Below are 13,668 nucleotides of genomic sequence, written 5' to 3' on the forward strand. Positions count from 1 at the left end.
GAAGAAGGAAATCACCATGTCGCTCGCAGCAGTTTCCGTAACCGCCGCCACCCGCCGCCCTGTGCTCACGCACACCCTGGGCTTTCCGCGCATGGGGGCGCAGCGCGCGCTGAAATTCGCGCTCGAATCCTTCTGGCGCGGCGACAGCACCGAGGCCGAGCTGCAGGCCACCGCCGCCCAGCTGCGCCAGCAACACTGGCAGGCGCAGGCCGACGCGGGCCTCGGCTTTGTGAGCGTGGGCGACTTTGCTCTGTACGACCACGTAGCCAACCACATCCAGCTGCTGGGCTGCGAGCCTGCGCGTTTTGGCTTTGACGCCCAAGCGCCCGAGCTGGCGCGCTACTTTGCTATGGCCCGGGGCGTGTCGGCCCAAGCTGAAAACCACCAAGGCTGCAGCGCCGGTTGCACAGCCCAGCACCACACCCCCGGCCAACCCGCGCTGGAGATGACCAAGTGGTTCGACACCAACTACCACTACCTCGTGCCCGAGTTCAGCGCCCACACCCAGTTCCACCTGGCCAGCGAGCGCCTGTTTGCCGAGGTGGCCGAGGCCCAGGCGCTGGGCCACCGCGTCAAGGCCGTGCTGCTGGGGCCGCTGAGCTTTTTGTGGCTGGGCAAATCCAAGGCGGCGGGCTTTGACCGCTTCAGCCTGCTGGAGTCCCTGCTGCCCGTGTACGAAGCCGTGCTGGCACGCCTGAAGGCCCAGGGTGTGGAATGGGTGCAGATCGACGAACCCATCCTGGGCCTGGACCTGCCCGATGCCTGGCGCCATGCCTTTGAGCCCAGCTACTGGCAACTCGCCCGCAGCGCGCCCAAGCTGCTGCTGGCCACCTACTTCTCGCCGCTGGCCGAGAACCTGCGCCTGGCCTGCCAGCTGCCCGTGGCCGGGCTGCATGTGGACGCCGTGCGCGCGCCCGACGAGCTGGTGGGCGTGGCCGACTGGTTGCCGTCGCACAAAGTGCTGTCGGTGGGCATCGTGGACGGCCGCAACATCTGGCGCACCGATCTGGATGCGGCGCTGCAAAAGCTGCGCCCCGTGGCCGACAAGCACCAGGGCGAGCTGTGGCTGGCACCGTCGTGCTCGCTGCTGCATGTGCCGTTCAGCTTAGAGGCCGAAACACAGCTGGACGCCGAGGTGAAGTCGTGGCTGGCGTTTGCGGTGGAAAAACTGGACGAGCTGCGCGTGCTTGCCACCGCCTTGTCGCAAGGCGAAGCGGCGGCAGACGACGAACTGCACGCCGCCCGCACCGCCCTGGCCGCCCGCCGTGCCAGCCCGCGTGTGCACCGCGCCACCGTGGCGGCCCGCATTGCCGCGGCCGCACCAGGGGCCGACCAGCGCGCCAGCGCCTTCCCCGCCCGGCAAAAGGCCCAGCGCGCACGGCTGAGGCTGCCGCTGTTGCCCACCACCACGATTGGCTCGTTCCCGCAGACGGCGGAGATCCGCGCCGCACGCGCCGCCTTCAAGCGCGGGGCACTGGATGCGGCCCACTACCAACAGAAGATGGAAGCTGAAATTGCCCTGGCCGTGCGCAAGCAGGAAGCCCTGGGCATTGACGTGCTGGTGCATGGCGAGGCCGAGCGCAACGACATGGTCGAATACTTTGGCGAGCAGCTCGACGGCTTTGCCTTCACCGTCAACGGCTGGGTGCAAAGCTATGGCTCGCGCTGCGTGAAGCCGCCCATCATCTACGGCGATGTGGCCCGCCCCGCGCCCATGACGATGGGCTGGACACAGTACGCGCAGAGCCTCACCGCCAAACCCATGAAAGGCATGCTCACCGGCCCCATCACCATCCTGCAATGGAGCTTTGTGCGCGACGACCAGCCGCGCGCCACCACGGCCGACCAGATCGCCTGGGCGATCCGCGACGAGGTGTGCGACCTCGAAGCCGCAGGCATTGCCATCATCCAGATCGACGAGCCCGCCATTCGCGAAGGCCTGCCGCTGCGCCGCGCGGGGTGGAAGAGCTATTTGGAGCGCGCCACCCGCGCCTTCCGCATCAGCGCCAGCGGCGTGCGCAACGACACGCAGATCCACACCCATATGTGCTACAGCGAGTTCAACGACATCCTGCCCGCCATCGCGTCCATGGATGCGGATGTGATCACGATTGAAACGAGCCGGTCGGATATGGAACTACTGCAGGGCTTTGGCGACTTCAAGTACCCCAACGAGATCGGCCCCGGCGTGTACGACATCCACTCGCCCCGCGTGCCCGGCGTGCAGGAGATGGCCGCGCTGCTGGAAAAAGCCGCCGAGGTCGTGCCCGTGGAGCACCTGTGGGTGAACCCCGACTGCGGCCTCAAAACCCGGGGCTGGCCCGAGACCGAAGCCGCCCTGCGCCACATGGTGCAGGCCGCGCAGGAAGTGCGCGAGCGGTTGCTGGAAGAGGCGGCCTTGGCCTGACGGCCCCCCGGTTCAGCCAGCAGCGCGCTTCATCTCGGCCAACTTGACCAGCACCTGCAGCGCGTGGTTCAGCGGCGTCGGCACGCCCAAGGCGGCGCCGCGCTTGACCACATAGCCATTCAGATGGTCGATCTCGGTGGGTTTGCCACGCGCCAGATCCTGCGCGGTGGACGAATACTGCCCGGGCATGGTGCTGGCGATGCCGCGCACCGCCGCCTGCACATCGCCCGGAATCGTCACTCCGTCAGCAGCAGCCACCGCCAGGCACTCGGCCACGATGTCGGCAATCACCTGCGTCACGCCGGGCACCTGCACCAGCGGGCCGTAGGGCTGCTGCGACAAGGCCGACAGCGCGTTGTAGGCGCTGTTGAGCACCAGCTTGGCCCAGAGCGCCCCGCGCACGTTGTCTGACACCTGGGTGGGAATGCCAGCCGCTGTGAGCTGCCGTGCGGCCTCGTCGCTGCGTGGCGATGGCGCAATCACCAGCTCGCCCCGGCCATGGTGCACCACGTGCCCCGGGCCGCCCATGGCGGTGGCCACGTACACCACGGCGGCCGCCACAGGGGTGCTGGCGTGCAGCACGGCGCGCACACGCTCGTCGTTGTCCACACCGTTCTGCAAGGTCAGCACCAGCGTTCCGGGGGTCAGTTGCGGGCGTATCTGGCGCGCAGCATCTTCCGTGTCGGACGACTTCACACAGAACAGAACCACGTCTGCGCCGTGCACGGCACTGGCCTCGGTGCTGGCCGCCAGGGGCACCTGCACATCCAGCACGGCAGTCTGCAGCCGCAGGCCGTGCTTTTGCACCGCCTCAACATGCGCCTGCCGCCCGATGAGCGTGACGGCGTGGCCCGCACGCGCCAGCAAAGCGCCAAAGTAGCAACCCACGGCGCCCGCGCCCATCACGGCAAAACGCAAGCCGGGGGTGGCACATGGAACAGCAGCGGGGGTGGCGGTAGCGGTCATGGGCGGATGTTCGGCGGTGACTGGAAAAAGAACGGAAGGCAAGCCATGGTATCGCCCCTAAGAACGTGTTTACGATCTTTTCAGGACCGCGCAAGTGCCTTGCCGGGATGGGTTGCAAGGCCCGGTGCGCAGCCAATAGCTCGGCTATTGGCAAGCGCCGCAACGCCGCAGACCGCCCGGCAAGGCACTTGCCCGAAGGGTTGGAGTGAAATCGGGCGACAAGGCCGCCCCGGCTGCTTGCATGGGCACGAGCCCATGCGGCACATCCGAAGCATCCACTCATCCCGATTGCACTCCAACGCGGCCCCGAAAAGATCGTAAACACGTTCTAAGAGTCTGCGCCCGCCCACCGAGCGCATTGCAACCCCCGCCTGATTGGCGCAAAATGCGCCAATCAGGAGATCACATGTCCGCCACTGCCTTTTCTTCCGTCAAGCTCCCCGCCCACCTGGTGGAGCAGGCCCGCCAGGCCGCGCAGCCCATGCGCCGCTCGGTGGCCAGCCAGATCGAATACTGGGCCACGCTGGGCCAGATCGTGGAACACACGGGCCTGAGCGTGCAAGAGGCCCGCAGCGCCATCGAGCAGTATGAAGCCGCTGCCGCGCGCCCCGCCACCCTGGCAGCCCCCGCGTCGGTGGACGCACTCACTGCCCGCTTGCTGGCAGCCCAAACGCGCGGCACGCTGGCGCAGCGGGTGCGTGAAGTGGTGCTGGAGAACCAGGCCAAAGCCGCCGCCCCTGTCGTCTGACCTTGCATGGTGGCCCCCGCCCAGCAGCCCTCCCCGCCGCCCCGCCACAACACGCCACCTCGCTGGTTCCACCTGCTGGCAGGCCCGAACGGCGCGGGCAAATCCACGCTGTACCGCGCCCTGGTGCGCGAAGGCATCCTGGGCCCGCCGCTGGAGTTTGTGAACGCCGATCTGTACGAACAGGCGCACCTGCAGCACATTGCTGACCCCGAAGCCCGGTCCGAAGCGGCGCGCCACTGGGCCGATGCACGCCGCGCTGCCTTGATGAGCAAAGGCGCAGACTTCGCCAGCGAAACCGTGTTTTCGCACCCCTCCAAACTGGCGCTGATCGAAGAAGCCCAGCGCTGCGGCTACACCGTGGCCCTGTACATCGTGGCGCTGAACGACCCGGCCCGGCTGCTGGCCCGCGTGGCGCAGCGCGTGCGCGAAGGCGGGCACGCGGTGCCGCCCGAACGCATCCTGGCCCGCTACCCTCGCACCATGGACAACCTGGCCCAGGCCGTAAGGCGGGCCGACGTGGCCTACCTGTATGACGCGGCAGAGGCCGACGGCACCGGACCGCAACTGGTGGCGGTGTGCTCGCCCGTTGAGGTCAAGGCACTGGCCCAGCCGCTACCCGCTTGGGCTCAGCGTCTGACCGAGCGGTAGAGCGGCCGCGGTCAGCCCGCTTGGGCAATGGAAATGGTGCGTGCCCCGCCCAGCGATGGAAATCAGTTCCAAATCAGCCTCCAGCGCTTATTCCAAAAGCGTTACAAGCTATGCTTTATATAGCAAATTATCGCTTCTTATAACCATTTTATTGTCACGGTCTTTATTTAATTGCAAAGACAATCATTGTCTAGTCAATTAAATTCACCGCCATGACTTCCGACACCTCCAAGCCTTCTTTGCCCCACGCGGGGTTCTACAACGCGGGTCAGCTGCAGCCTGAGAACAGCGTGGGCTACCTGATGCGCAAGGTGATGTCTTCCATCCGCACCCAGGCCGATGCGCAGCTGTCATCCCACGAACTGACCTATGCGCAATGGTTGCCGCTGTTCAAGCTCTCGCTGAACGAGACCGCCACCGTGGCCAGTCTGGCGCGCGACCTGGAGACTGACCCCGCCTCCATGACCCGCTCGCTGGACCGCATGGAAGCCAAAGGCCTGGTCGTGCGCGAGCGCTCCACGGTCGATCGGCGCGTGGTGCAGCTCAAGCTCACCGCGGAAGGCCAACGCATCGCCGCCTTGGTGCCCCCGGTGCTGGCCGACGTGCTCAACGGCCACCTCAGCGACTTCAGCCACGACGAATGGCAACTGCTGTTGTCCATGCTGCGCCGCATGCTCGTGAACGGAAAACCCCCTGTGCCACCTTCGGCGCCTCCTTCCCCCTGAAGGGGGCGCCACCGGCGGCCCTGGCCCAGGCCATGGCCGTTTCCAACGCCCTCGTTTTCCTCCACACAACACCCAAAAACCATTCTGGAGATTTCCGTGACCCCCACCGCCCCTGCTCCGCTGTCCACCCGCTCTGCCCTTGTCGCCCACCTGGCGGTATCGGCCATTGCCCTGGCCGCCGCCCTCTTCCTGGTCGGCTGCGCCAACCCTGGCCCCAGCCACACACCATTGGCGCAGACCACCCCGTCGGCCGCCGGCCTGAACGCTGCAGCCACCGAAACTGCCGCCCCCTCCCAATGGTGGAAGGCGCTGGGCGATGAACAGCTCAACACCCTGACCGACCAGGCCCTGCAAGGCAACCCCAGCCTGGCCGTGAGCCGCGCCCGGCTAGAACAGGCCGTGGCGCTGAGCCAGGTGCGCGAGGCCGCCAACGGCCCGCAGGCCACGCTGGGCGTGGACGCCACCCGCCAGCGCTACACCGCCAACGGACTGGTGCCCGCGCCTGTCGCAGGCAACACCTACAACAGCGGCACCGTGCAGGCCTCGCTGAGTTGGTCGCCCGACTTCTTTGGCCAGCATGCCGCCGAGCTGCAGGCCGCCCTCGGCCAGGCCCGCGCCGCCCAGGCTGATGCAGCAGCCGCCGCCAATACCCTGGCCGCGCAGGTGGGCCGCAGCTATGTGGCGCTGGCCCGGCTGGTGGCGCAGCGCGATGTTGCCGTGCGGGCCCTGGCCCAGCGCGAGGAGCAACGCCGCCTGACGCAAGAGCGCACCGCCGCAGGCCTCGATAGCCAGGTCGAGCTGACCCAGGCCCAGGGCGCCGTGCCCGATGCACGCACGCAGATCGAAGCGCTCGAAGAACAGATCACCCTGGCCCGCCGCCAGCTGGCTGTGCTGACCGGCCAGGCGCCCGACGCGCTGCCCACGGTCACGCCGCAACTCGCCGCACTGCAACCCACCGCCGTGCCCGAGGTGCTGGGTGCCGACCTGCTGGGCCGCCGCCCCGACGTGGTGGCCGCGCGCTGGCGCGTGGAGGCAGCCACCCAGGGCGTGAACAGCGCGCGCAGCGAGTTCTATCCCAACATCAACATCGGCGCGTTCATTGGCCTGAACTCGCTGGGGCTGGACCGGCTGTTCAACGGCAGCTCGCGCCAGATGGGCGTGACGCCCGCGCTGCGCCTGCCAATCTTTGACGGGGGCCGCCTGCGCGCCCAGCTGGGCGGCCGCGCCGCCGAGCTGGACGTGGCCATCGCCCAGTACAACGGCGCCGTGCTCGACGCGGTGAAGGAAGCCGGCGATGCCGTGGCCTCCATCCAGTCGCTCACCCGCCAGCAGGCCTTGCAGGACGAGGCCGTGGCCAGTGCCGAAAAAGCCTACCGCTTTGCGCAGGAGCGCTACCGCGCGGGCCTGGGCAACTACCTGGTGGTGCTCTCCACCGAAAGCCAGGTACTGGCCCAGCGCCGCCTGGCCGTGGACCTGCGTGCCCGCCAGCTCGACACACGCCTGGTGCTGATGAAGGCCCTGGGCGGAGGCTGGACAGATGACACAGCGGTGCTGCACACCGCCGCAGCACACTGACCGGCAACCACACCACATACATCCAAAAACACAACAACACATTCCTGAAAGAACACTGCCATGACCTCCAACAGCGAACCCCTCACCGCCAACGAAGCCAACACCGCCCGCCGCCGGGGCCTCACGATCATTGCCGCCGCCGTCGCGCTGGTGGCCATCGGTTGGGGCGGCTGGCACTGGGCCAATGGCCGCCATGTGGAGACCACCGACAACGCCTATGTGGCGGGCAACGTGGTGCAGATCACGCCGCAGATCGGCGGCACCGTGGTCTCCATCGGCGCGGATGACACCGACTACGTGAAGGCCGGCCAGCTACTGGTCAAGCTCGACCCTGCCGACGCCCGCGTGGCGCTGGAGCAGGCCGAGGCCCAGCTGGCGCAGACCGTGCGTGAAGTGCGCACCCTGTTTGCCAACAACTCCACCCTGAAGGCCCAGGTCAGCCTGCGCAGCGCCGACCTGGCCCGCGCCCAGGCAGAAGCCGCGCGCCTGCAGGACGACGTGAACCGCCGCGCCCCTCTGATGGCCAGCGGCGCCGTGGGCAAGGAAGAGTTCCAGCACGCCAACGCCCAGGTCACCGCCGCCAAGAGCACGGTGGCCGCAGCCCAGGCCGCCGTGGTGGCCGCCCAGGAGCAGTTGGCCGCCAGCCAGACGCAGACCGAAGGCACCTCCATCGAGCAGCATCCCAACGTGCAGCGCGCCTCGGCCCGCGTGCGCGAGGCCTACCTGGCCGTACAGCGCGCCCAGCTCGTGGCGCCGCTGGACGGCCACATCGCCAAGCGCGGCGTGCAGGTGGGCCAGCGTGTGCAGGCCGGCGCACCGCTGATGACGCTGGTGGCGCTGAACGACCTGTGGGTGGACGCGAACTTCAAGGAAAGCCAGCTCAAGACCCTGCGCATCGGCCAGGCCGCCGAGCTGGAAGCCGACGTGTATGGCACCAAGGTCACGTACCACGGCACCGTGACCGGCCTGGGCGCCGGCACTGGCGCCGCCTTTGCGCTGCTGCCTGCGCAGAACGCCACCGGCAACTGGATCAAGGTGGTGCAGCGGGTGCCCGTGCGCATTGCGCTCGACCCCAAGGAAGTGGCCGAGCACCCGCTGCGTGTGGGCCTGTCGATGGAAGTGAAGGTGGACACCGCCGACCAGAGCGGCAAGACGCTGGCCGACACCCAGCGCACCACGCCCGTGGCCGCCACCGCTGTGTTCGACGCGCAATTCAAGGCCGCCGACGACGAAGTGGCGCACATCATTGCGGCCAACCTGGGCCGCAGCAAGGCGGCAGTGGCCGTGGCGTCGCCCAAAGTCAGCGGACAGGCGCCTGTGCAAGCCCAAAAGCATGCATCGGCCCCAGCGCCCTCCGCCATGCAGTCCCCGGTGGTGCAGTAAACAGGGTGAATAGAGCATGACCGCCGCCAACCCCACTGCAGACCAGGCGCCCGCCCATTCAGCGCCTGCTGCAACACCTCCCCCTGCCCCACCCGGACCACCTGCCGCCTACCCACCGCTGCAAGGCACGGCCTTGCTGCTGGGCACGTTGTCCCTGTCGCTGGCCACGTTCATGAACGTGCTGGATTCGTCCATCGCCAACGTCTCCATCCCCGCCATTGCCGGTGACCTGGGCGTAAGCCCCGGCCAGGGCACCTGGGTCATCACCAGCTTTGGCGTGGCCAATGCCATCTCGGTGCCGCTCACGGGCTGGCTCACCCAGCGCTTTGGCGCGGTGCGCCTGTTCACCATGAGCGTGCTGCTTTTTGTGCTCACGTCCTGGCTGTGCGGCTTTGCCTCGTCGCTCGAGATGCTGGTGTTCTTCCGCGTGCTGCAGGGCCTGGTGGCCGGGCCGATGATCCCACTCAGCCAGACGCTGCTGCTCGCCAGCTACCCCAAGGCCCTGGCAGGCACGGCGCTGGCGCTCTGGGGGGTGACCACACTGGTCGCGCCCGTGGTGGGGCCGCTGCTGGGCGGGTGGATCACGGACAACATCTCGTGGCCGTGGATCTTCTACATCAACGTGCCCGTGGGCCTGCTGGCCGGGCTGCTGACCTGGGGCATCTACCGCAAGCGCGAGACGCCCATCCGCAAGCTGCCCATCGACACGGTGGGCCTCTCCCTGCTGGTGCTGTGGGTCGGCGCGCTGCAGCTCATGCTCGACAAGGGCAAGGAGCTCGACTGGTTCGCCTCCGGCGAGATCATCACCATGGCCGTCGTCGCGGTGGTGGCCTTTGCCGTATTCCTGGTGTGGGAGCTGACCGAGACGCACCCGGTGGTGGACCTGAAACTCTTCAAGGGCCGCAACTTCACCTTTGGTGCGCTGGCGCTGTCGGTGGCCTATGCGCTGTTCTTTGGCAACGTGGTGCTGCTGCCGCTGTGGCTGCAGCAGTGGATGGGCTACACCGCCACTTCGGCCGGCATGGCGCTGGCGCCGGTGGGCATCTTTGCCATTTTGCTCACGCCGCTCGTCGGCAAAAAGGTGGGCCAGTGGGACCCGCGCCGCATGGCGACGGCCGCGTTCATCGTGTTCGGCATCGTGCTGTGGATGCGCTCGCAGTTCACGGTGCAGACGGACTTCATCCACATCCTGATCCCTACGCTGCTGCAGGGTGCGGCCATGGCGTTCTTCTTCATCCCGCTGACCACGCTGACGCTGGCGGGCATTGCGCCCGAGCGCATCCCCGCCGCTGCAGGCCTGTCCAACTTTGTGCGGATCACCGCCGGAGCCATGGGCACCTCGATCGCCACCACGCTGTGGGAGAGCCGCGCCGCCATGCACCATGCGCACCTGACCGAAGGGCTGGTGCAGGGCCAGGGCGTGTTTGCGCAGACGCTCGACACCCTGACTGCCACGGGGCTCACCCAGTTGCAGGCGCTGGCGCAGGTCAACCGGTTGATCGACCAGCAGGCGTTCACCCGTGCGGCCAACGACATCTTTCTGGGCTCGGCCGGGTTGTTCCTGCTGTTGATTGGTCTGATCTGGCTGACCCGCCGCCCCGCCAGAACGGGGGGCGCAGGTGCTGCGGATGCAGCCGGGGCGCACTAATTTGAGAAAAATTGGCCGCTAGCGCTTATTCATAAAGCGCTAGCAGCTATATTTTCGATAGCATTTCATCTTTTCCCAGCAGCACGACCTCAGCCCTCCATCCCACACGGCGTGTCGGAAAACCCTGACCGCCGTGCGGGCGTGGCACCTGCGGGTAGCGCGCTGGATGCGCCCAACAATGCATTCACCGCAACCCACAACAAGGAACCGCCATGTCACTTTCGCTGATTCTCCTGATCGTCCTGATCCTCATCCTGGTCGGCGCACTGCCCACCTGGGGCCACAGCCGCTCATGGGGCTACGGACCCAGCGGCGGGATTGGCCTGGTGGTGCTGATTCTGGTGATCTTGCTGCTGATGGGTCGGATATAGACCTCTGACCGCACCGTGCACATGCCGCCAGCCTCAGAAAAGGGGCAACGGCCACCGCAAAAAGCACAACGGCCCTTCGTGGGCCGTTGTGCTTTTTTGTGAATGGAACCGCGTATCGCGCCCAGACACAGCCGCCGCTTACGCCACGCCGGCCCGCTTGGCGCCCGTCGCGGCAAACGCGGTCGAAAACGCTGCAAACTCCTTGTCCGCCACACTGCCATCGGCATTGCCGTTGCGGTCCATCAGTTGCATCACGGCCTGCGAAAAATCGCTGCCCGCCTGGACGCCCTTGGTCTTGGCCAGGCCCTTCAAGAATTCATCCTGCGTGATGGAGCCATCCTTGTCCGCATCAAACCCCGCCGTCAGCTGCGCCTTTTGCGCATCGTCGGCGCCAAAACGGGTCAGCAGTTCCTGAAAATCCTGTGTGGACACCGGGCGGCCCGACAATGCGGCCGACGCTGCATTGGCGGCCGAACCCGCGCTGCCACGTGCCACCGCACCCAGGGCGTTCTCCAACTTGCCCTGCGACACCAGGATGCCTTTGCCTGCAAAGCCCGCCAGAGCCTCCGCCTGCGGGCTCAGGGTAAGCACGGCAGACGGCTCGGGTTCCACATCGGCCCCGCTGCGCCGCGACGCGGCCGACTTGCCAGGGCCGCCGGAGGTGGCGTTGAAAATCAAGGACGCGACCGAAGCAAGGCCAGAGAGAAGGGGGGACATCGCTGTGAACTCCTGTGTGGCGAAAGCCTCGGTGCCTGTGTCAAAAAGACAGGCCACCGCTTCGCCCAGTGAGCCGAGGGTACGCGCCCTCCACCGCGGCAATGCCCGGATGAAACCGTGAAATGAGCGTTACTTCAGCACGTAGCCAGCCAGCACCGACTGCACCTCATAGATGCTGAGCTTCTTGTTGAACTGCTTTTGAAACGGCGCCGCAGAGCCAGAGATCCAGATCTTGAGCTCCGCATCCAGATCGAACGTGCCCCCGGTCTCTATGCTGAAGTGCGTGATGCTCTTGTACGGAAGAGAGTGGTACTCGACCTTGCTGCCCGTCATGCCCTGCTTGTCCACCAGCACCAGCCGCTTGTTCGTGAACACGAAGTAATCGCGGATCAGCTGATAGGCATGCTCCACCACCTCGCCCGGGGCCAGGATGCGGCTGAATTCCTCCTGGATCTTGGCGGCATCGATCTTGGATGCGTTGCCCATCACGCCGTCAAACAATCCCATGTGCTGTGCTCCGGTGAAGTCGTTGGATCGCGTGTTGTACCGCAACGGCTGCAACGGCTATGGATAGCCCGGCCCAAAGGCCACAAACTCCCCCACCAGCTGGCCCGCAGACTGTCCCTGGTAGTGCAGCGCGGAAGCCTGCGCGATGCGGCCCAGCCCCTTGCGCTGCAGCATGCGGGTGAACGGCTGCCAAACCTCTGGCGCAGGAGCCTGGGCCACGGCGGTGAAGGTGCCGTCGATGGGCGCCAGGTAGTCCATGGTGTTGCGCTGGATCACCAGGCGGCTGCCCAGCCCTTCGGCGGACAGCCGCAGGTGCAGCATCGACCAGGCGGCCAGGATGGCCACGGCCGACGCGCTGCCGCCAAACACCGTCTCGCGGTGGTTGATGTTGGGGGCCAGCGGCGCGCTCAGCACCACCTGGTGCGGCGATGCCTCGACCACGGTGACTTCCATGGCCTGGGACAAAGGGATGTGCTGGTGCAGATAGGACTGCAGTTCAAGAGAGTTCACGGTGCGGCGCCAGGTGGTCAGAGGATGGCAGGGGCGAAACCGGCACATGGATCATGGAAACTGCCCCGCCCCCGCGACGACCACGCCGTTGGAAGGCTCGGGCAGCGTGTCGATCAGCGTCGCGCCGCCCAGGGCGGTGATGCGCACCTGCAGCGGGCCGGTGGCGATTGCGCTGGGGTGGACAAAGTAGTTGTAGTCGGTCCGCGCGACGGCGATCCAGTCCGCGCTGCCGCTGGGCTTGATCTCCAGGCCGGTGATGGGCAGGCGGTGGTTGCGCACCTGGATGGCCACCCACCAGCGGCTGCTGCCCTCTTTGTAGCGGTAGCTCACCGGGCCGGTGAGATCACCCGGCACCACGTGCCAGCGGATGGGCACGCGGCCCGCGATGGGGTCGGCAATGCGGGCGAATGCGGACTCGCTGAGGTCCAGGTCGCCCGTCTTGCACTCGGGGCACTGGTCGGTGATGCGCACGGTGATGGACCCCTTGGGCCCGGTCACCGCCACGAACTGGCCGCAGACGGCGCTGCCCGCGTAGTCAGGGCCGTTCATCGCCGCCACCATGAGGTTGCCGGGGCTCGCGTCGAAGGTGCAGTTGCCCTCGCCCGTGGCGCCGTAGAACGTGCCTTCGCCGGTGTAGGTGGGCGACAGCGCACCGGGTACGGAGGGCGCAGGGGATGCACCCGGTACGGGCGCCGGGGCCGGAGATGGCGCATCGGCACCTGCGGTGGGCCCATCGGCCGAGCCCCCGCCACCACAGGCGGCCAGGGCCACCAGAAAAATCAGTGCCGCGTGGCGGGCATTGCGGGCATGGCAAACCTGGAGCAGTTTCATCGCAAGGGCCTCGGTTCAAGAAAAAGACAGCGGAGTATCCACAATGGCGGACGCTGGCTGGGGTGCATCGCGGTGCACGATGTGCAGCGCCCCGGCCGAGCTGGGAGGCTCGGCCAACGCGCTGCGCAAAAAGGCGGGCCGCAGGTCCAGCGCGGCCAGCTCGTGCAGGGGGAACCACGCAAAGATGAGCGTCTGGTTGCCCTCCACGCCCTCATACGGCCCGTCAGAGGCCGCCAGCAACGACCCGGGGAGCGGGGTCGCATGCAGGTACAGCCCGATCTCGTGGTACGAGTCACCGGCATGGCAGAAGAAGTTTTCCACCACAAAGGCCAGGTTTCCCAGGGCCACGGCCGTGTCGAGCTCTTCGTGCAGCTCGCGCGCAATGGCCTCCGAGGCACTCTCCCCCGGCTCGATGGCGCCGCCCGGCAGCGCCCAGAATGTGTCTCGCTCCAGGCGGTGCAGCAGCACCCGGCCGTCCGCGCGCCGCACCACGGCTGCTGCACGCTGGCGGGTGCGGATGGGGGGCGGCGCAGGGCGGGAGGCTGGCGGGGCGGCGGGCGTCGTGGTCATGAAGGCGGCAGTAGGGTTGGGGTACAGGGCGAGACGATCCTATCCACTGCAGCCCGCATGGA

Annotated in this window: 14 protein-coding genes; 8 read left to right on the top strand and 6 right to left on the bottom strand. The window is 67.2% G+C overall.

The genetic code is table 11. The features are described from left to right. The first annotated feature begins 16 nt into the window (after positions 1-16). Positions 17-2,407, top strand: coding sequence for a 5-methyltetrahydropteroyltriglutamate--homocysteine S-methyltransferase (gene metE / locus ARADN35_RS0103475; RefSeq protein ID WP_010459001.1), 2,391 nt, complete (start codon positions 17-19; stop codon positions 2,405-2,407). A gap of 12 nt (positions 2,408-2,419) precedes the next feature. On the opposite strand, the gene ARADN35_RS0103480 is transcribed toward metE, so the two are convergent. Next, positions 2,420-3,373 (bottom strand): ketopantoate reductase family protein, encoded by a 954-nt coding sequence (locus ARADN35_RS0103480; protein WP_010459003.1) that lies wholly within the window; start codon positions 3,371-3,373, stop codon positions 2,420-2,422. Positions 3,374-3,779: 406 nt separating this feature from the next. On the opposite strand from ARADN35_RS0103480, the gene ARADN35_RS0103485 reads away from it, so the two are divergent. The 7 genes from ARADN35_RS0103485 to ARADN35_RS27160 all read left to right on the top strand — a co-directional run bounded on the left by ARADN35_RS0103485 (position 3,780) and on the right by ARADN35_RS27160 (position 10,471). Next, a complete protein-coding gene (locus tag ARADN35_RS0103485; RefSeq protein WP_010459005.1) occupies positions 3,780-4,121 on the top strand; it encodes a TA system antitoxin ParD family protein in 342 nt (113 codons plus the stop codon). 6 nt (positions 4,122-4,127) lie between these two features. Next, a complete protein-coding gene (locus ARADN35_RS0103490; RefSeq protein WP_010459007.1) occupies positions 4,128-4,769 on the top strand; it encodes an ATPase in 642 nt (213 codons plus the stop codon). 212 nt (positions 4,770-4,981) lie between these two features. Further along, positions 4,982-5,494: a MarR family winged helix-turn-helix transcriptional regulator gene (locus tag ARADN35_RS0103495; RefSeq protein WP_010459009.1), complete on the top strand. Its 513-nt coding sequence runs from the start codon at positions 4,982-4,984 to the stop codon at positions 5,492-5,494. Positions 5,495-5,590: 96 nt separating this feature from the next. Then, a complete protein-coding gene (locus tag ARADN35_RS0103500; RefSeq protein WP_010459011.1) occupies positions 5,591-7,069 on the top strand; it encodes an efflux transporter outer membrane subunit in 1,479 nt (492 codons plus the stop codon). Between the two features lie 60 nt (positions 7,070-7,129). Continuing rightward, complete coding sequence (locus ARADN35_RS0103505) at positions 7,130-8,452, top strand: HlyD/EmrA/EmrK family protein (protein ID WP_010459014.1); 1,323 nt, start codon at positions 7,130-7,132, stop codon at positions 8,450-8,452. Positions 8,453-8,468: 16 nt separating this feature from the next. Next, the gene (locus ARADN35_RS0103510; protein WP_029413117.1) at positions 8,469-10,100 is read left to right on the top strand and encodes a DHA2 family efflux MFS transporter permease subunit; all 1,632 of its coding nucleotides are present in this window, start codon (positions 8,469-8,471) and stop codon (positions 10,098-10,100) included. Between the two features lie 212 nt (positions 10,101-10,312). Continuing rightward, the gene (locus ARADN35_RS27160) at positions 10,313-10,471 is read left to right on the top strand and encodes a DUF3309 family protein (RefSeq protein ID WP_007856361.1); all 159 of its coding nucleotides are present in this window, start codon (positions 10,313-10,315) and stop codon (positions 10,469-10,471) included. Positions 10,472-10,609: 138 nt separating this feature from the next. Here ARADN35_RS27160 and ARADN35_RS0103520 read toward each other — a convergent pair whose 3' ends face one another. The 5 genes from ARADN35_RS0103520 to ARADN35_RS0103540 all read right to left on the bottom strand — a co-directional run bounded on the left by ARADN35_RS0103520 (position 10,610) and on the right by ARADN35_RS0103540 (position 13,606). Next, positions 10,610-11,188, bottom strand: a complete 579-nt coding sequence (locus ARADN35_RS0103520; RefSeq protein WP_010459024.1) for an EF-hand domain-containing protein — start codon at positions 11,186-11,188, stop codon at positions 10,610-10,612. A gap of 129 nt (positions 11,189-11,317) precedes the next feature. Next, positions 11,318-11,695 (bottom strand): PH domain-containing protein, encoded by a 378-nt coding sequence (locus ARADN35_RS0103525; RefSeq protein WP_010459026.1) that lies wholly within the window; start codon positions 11,693-11,695, stop codon positions 11,318-11,320. 57 nt (positions 11,696-11,752) lie between these two features. Next, complete coding sequence (locus ARADN35_RS0103530; RefSeq protein ID WP_035198136.1) at positions 11,753-12,205, bottom strand: YiiD C-terminal domain-containing protein; 453 nt, start codon at positions 12,203-12,205, stop codon at positions 11,753-11,755. A gap of 51 nt (positions 12,206-12,256) precedes the next feature. Further along, entirely contained in the window at positions 12,257-13,036 is a 780-nt protein-coding gene (locus tag ARADN35_RS25785) for an expansin EXLX1 family cellulose-binding protein (RefSeq protein ID WP_010459029.1), read from the bottom strand. 15 nt (positions 13,037-13,051) lie between these two features. Next, positions 13,052-13,606 (bottom strand): NUDIX hydrolase, encoded by a 555-nt coding sequence (locus ARADN35_RS0103540; protein ID WP_010459031.1) that lies wholly within the window; start codon positions 13,604-13,606, stop codon positions 13,052-13,054. Positions 13,607-13,668: the final 62 nt, after the last annotated feature.

Origin of the sequence: Acidovorax radicis N35, from assembly GCF_000204195.1 — a bacterium.
GTDB lineage: Bacteria > Pseudomonadota > Gammaproteobacteria > Burkholderiales > Burkholderiaceae_C > Acidovorax > Acidovorax radicis.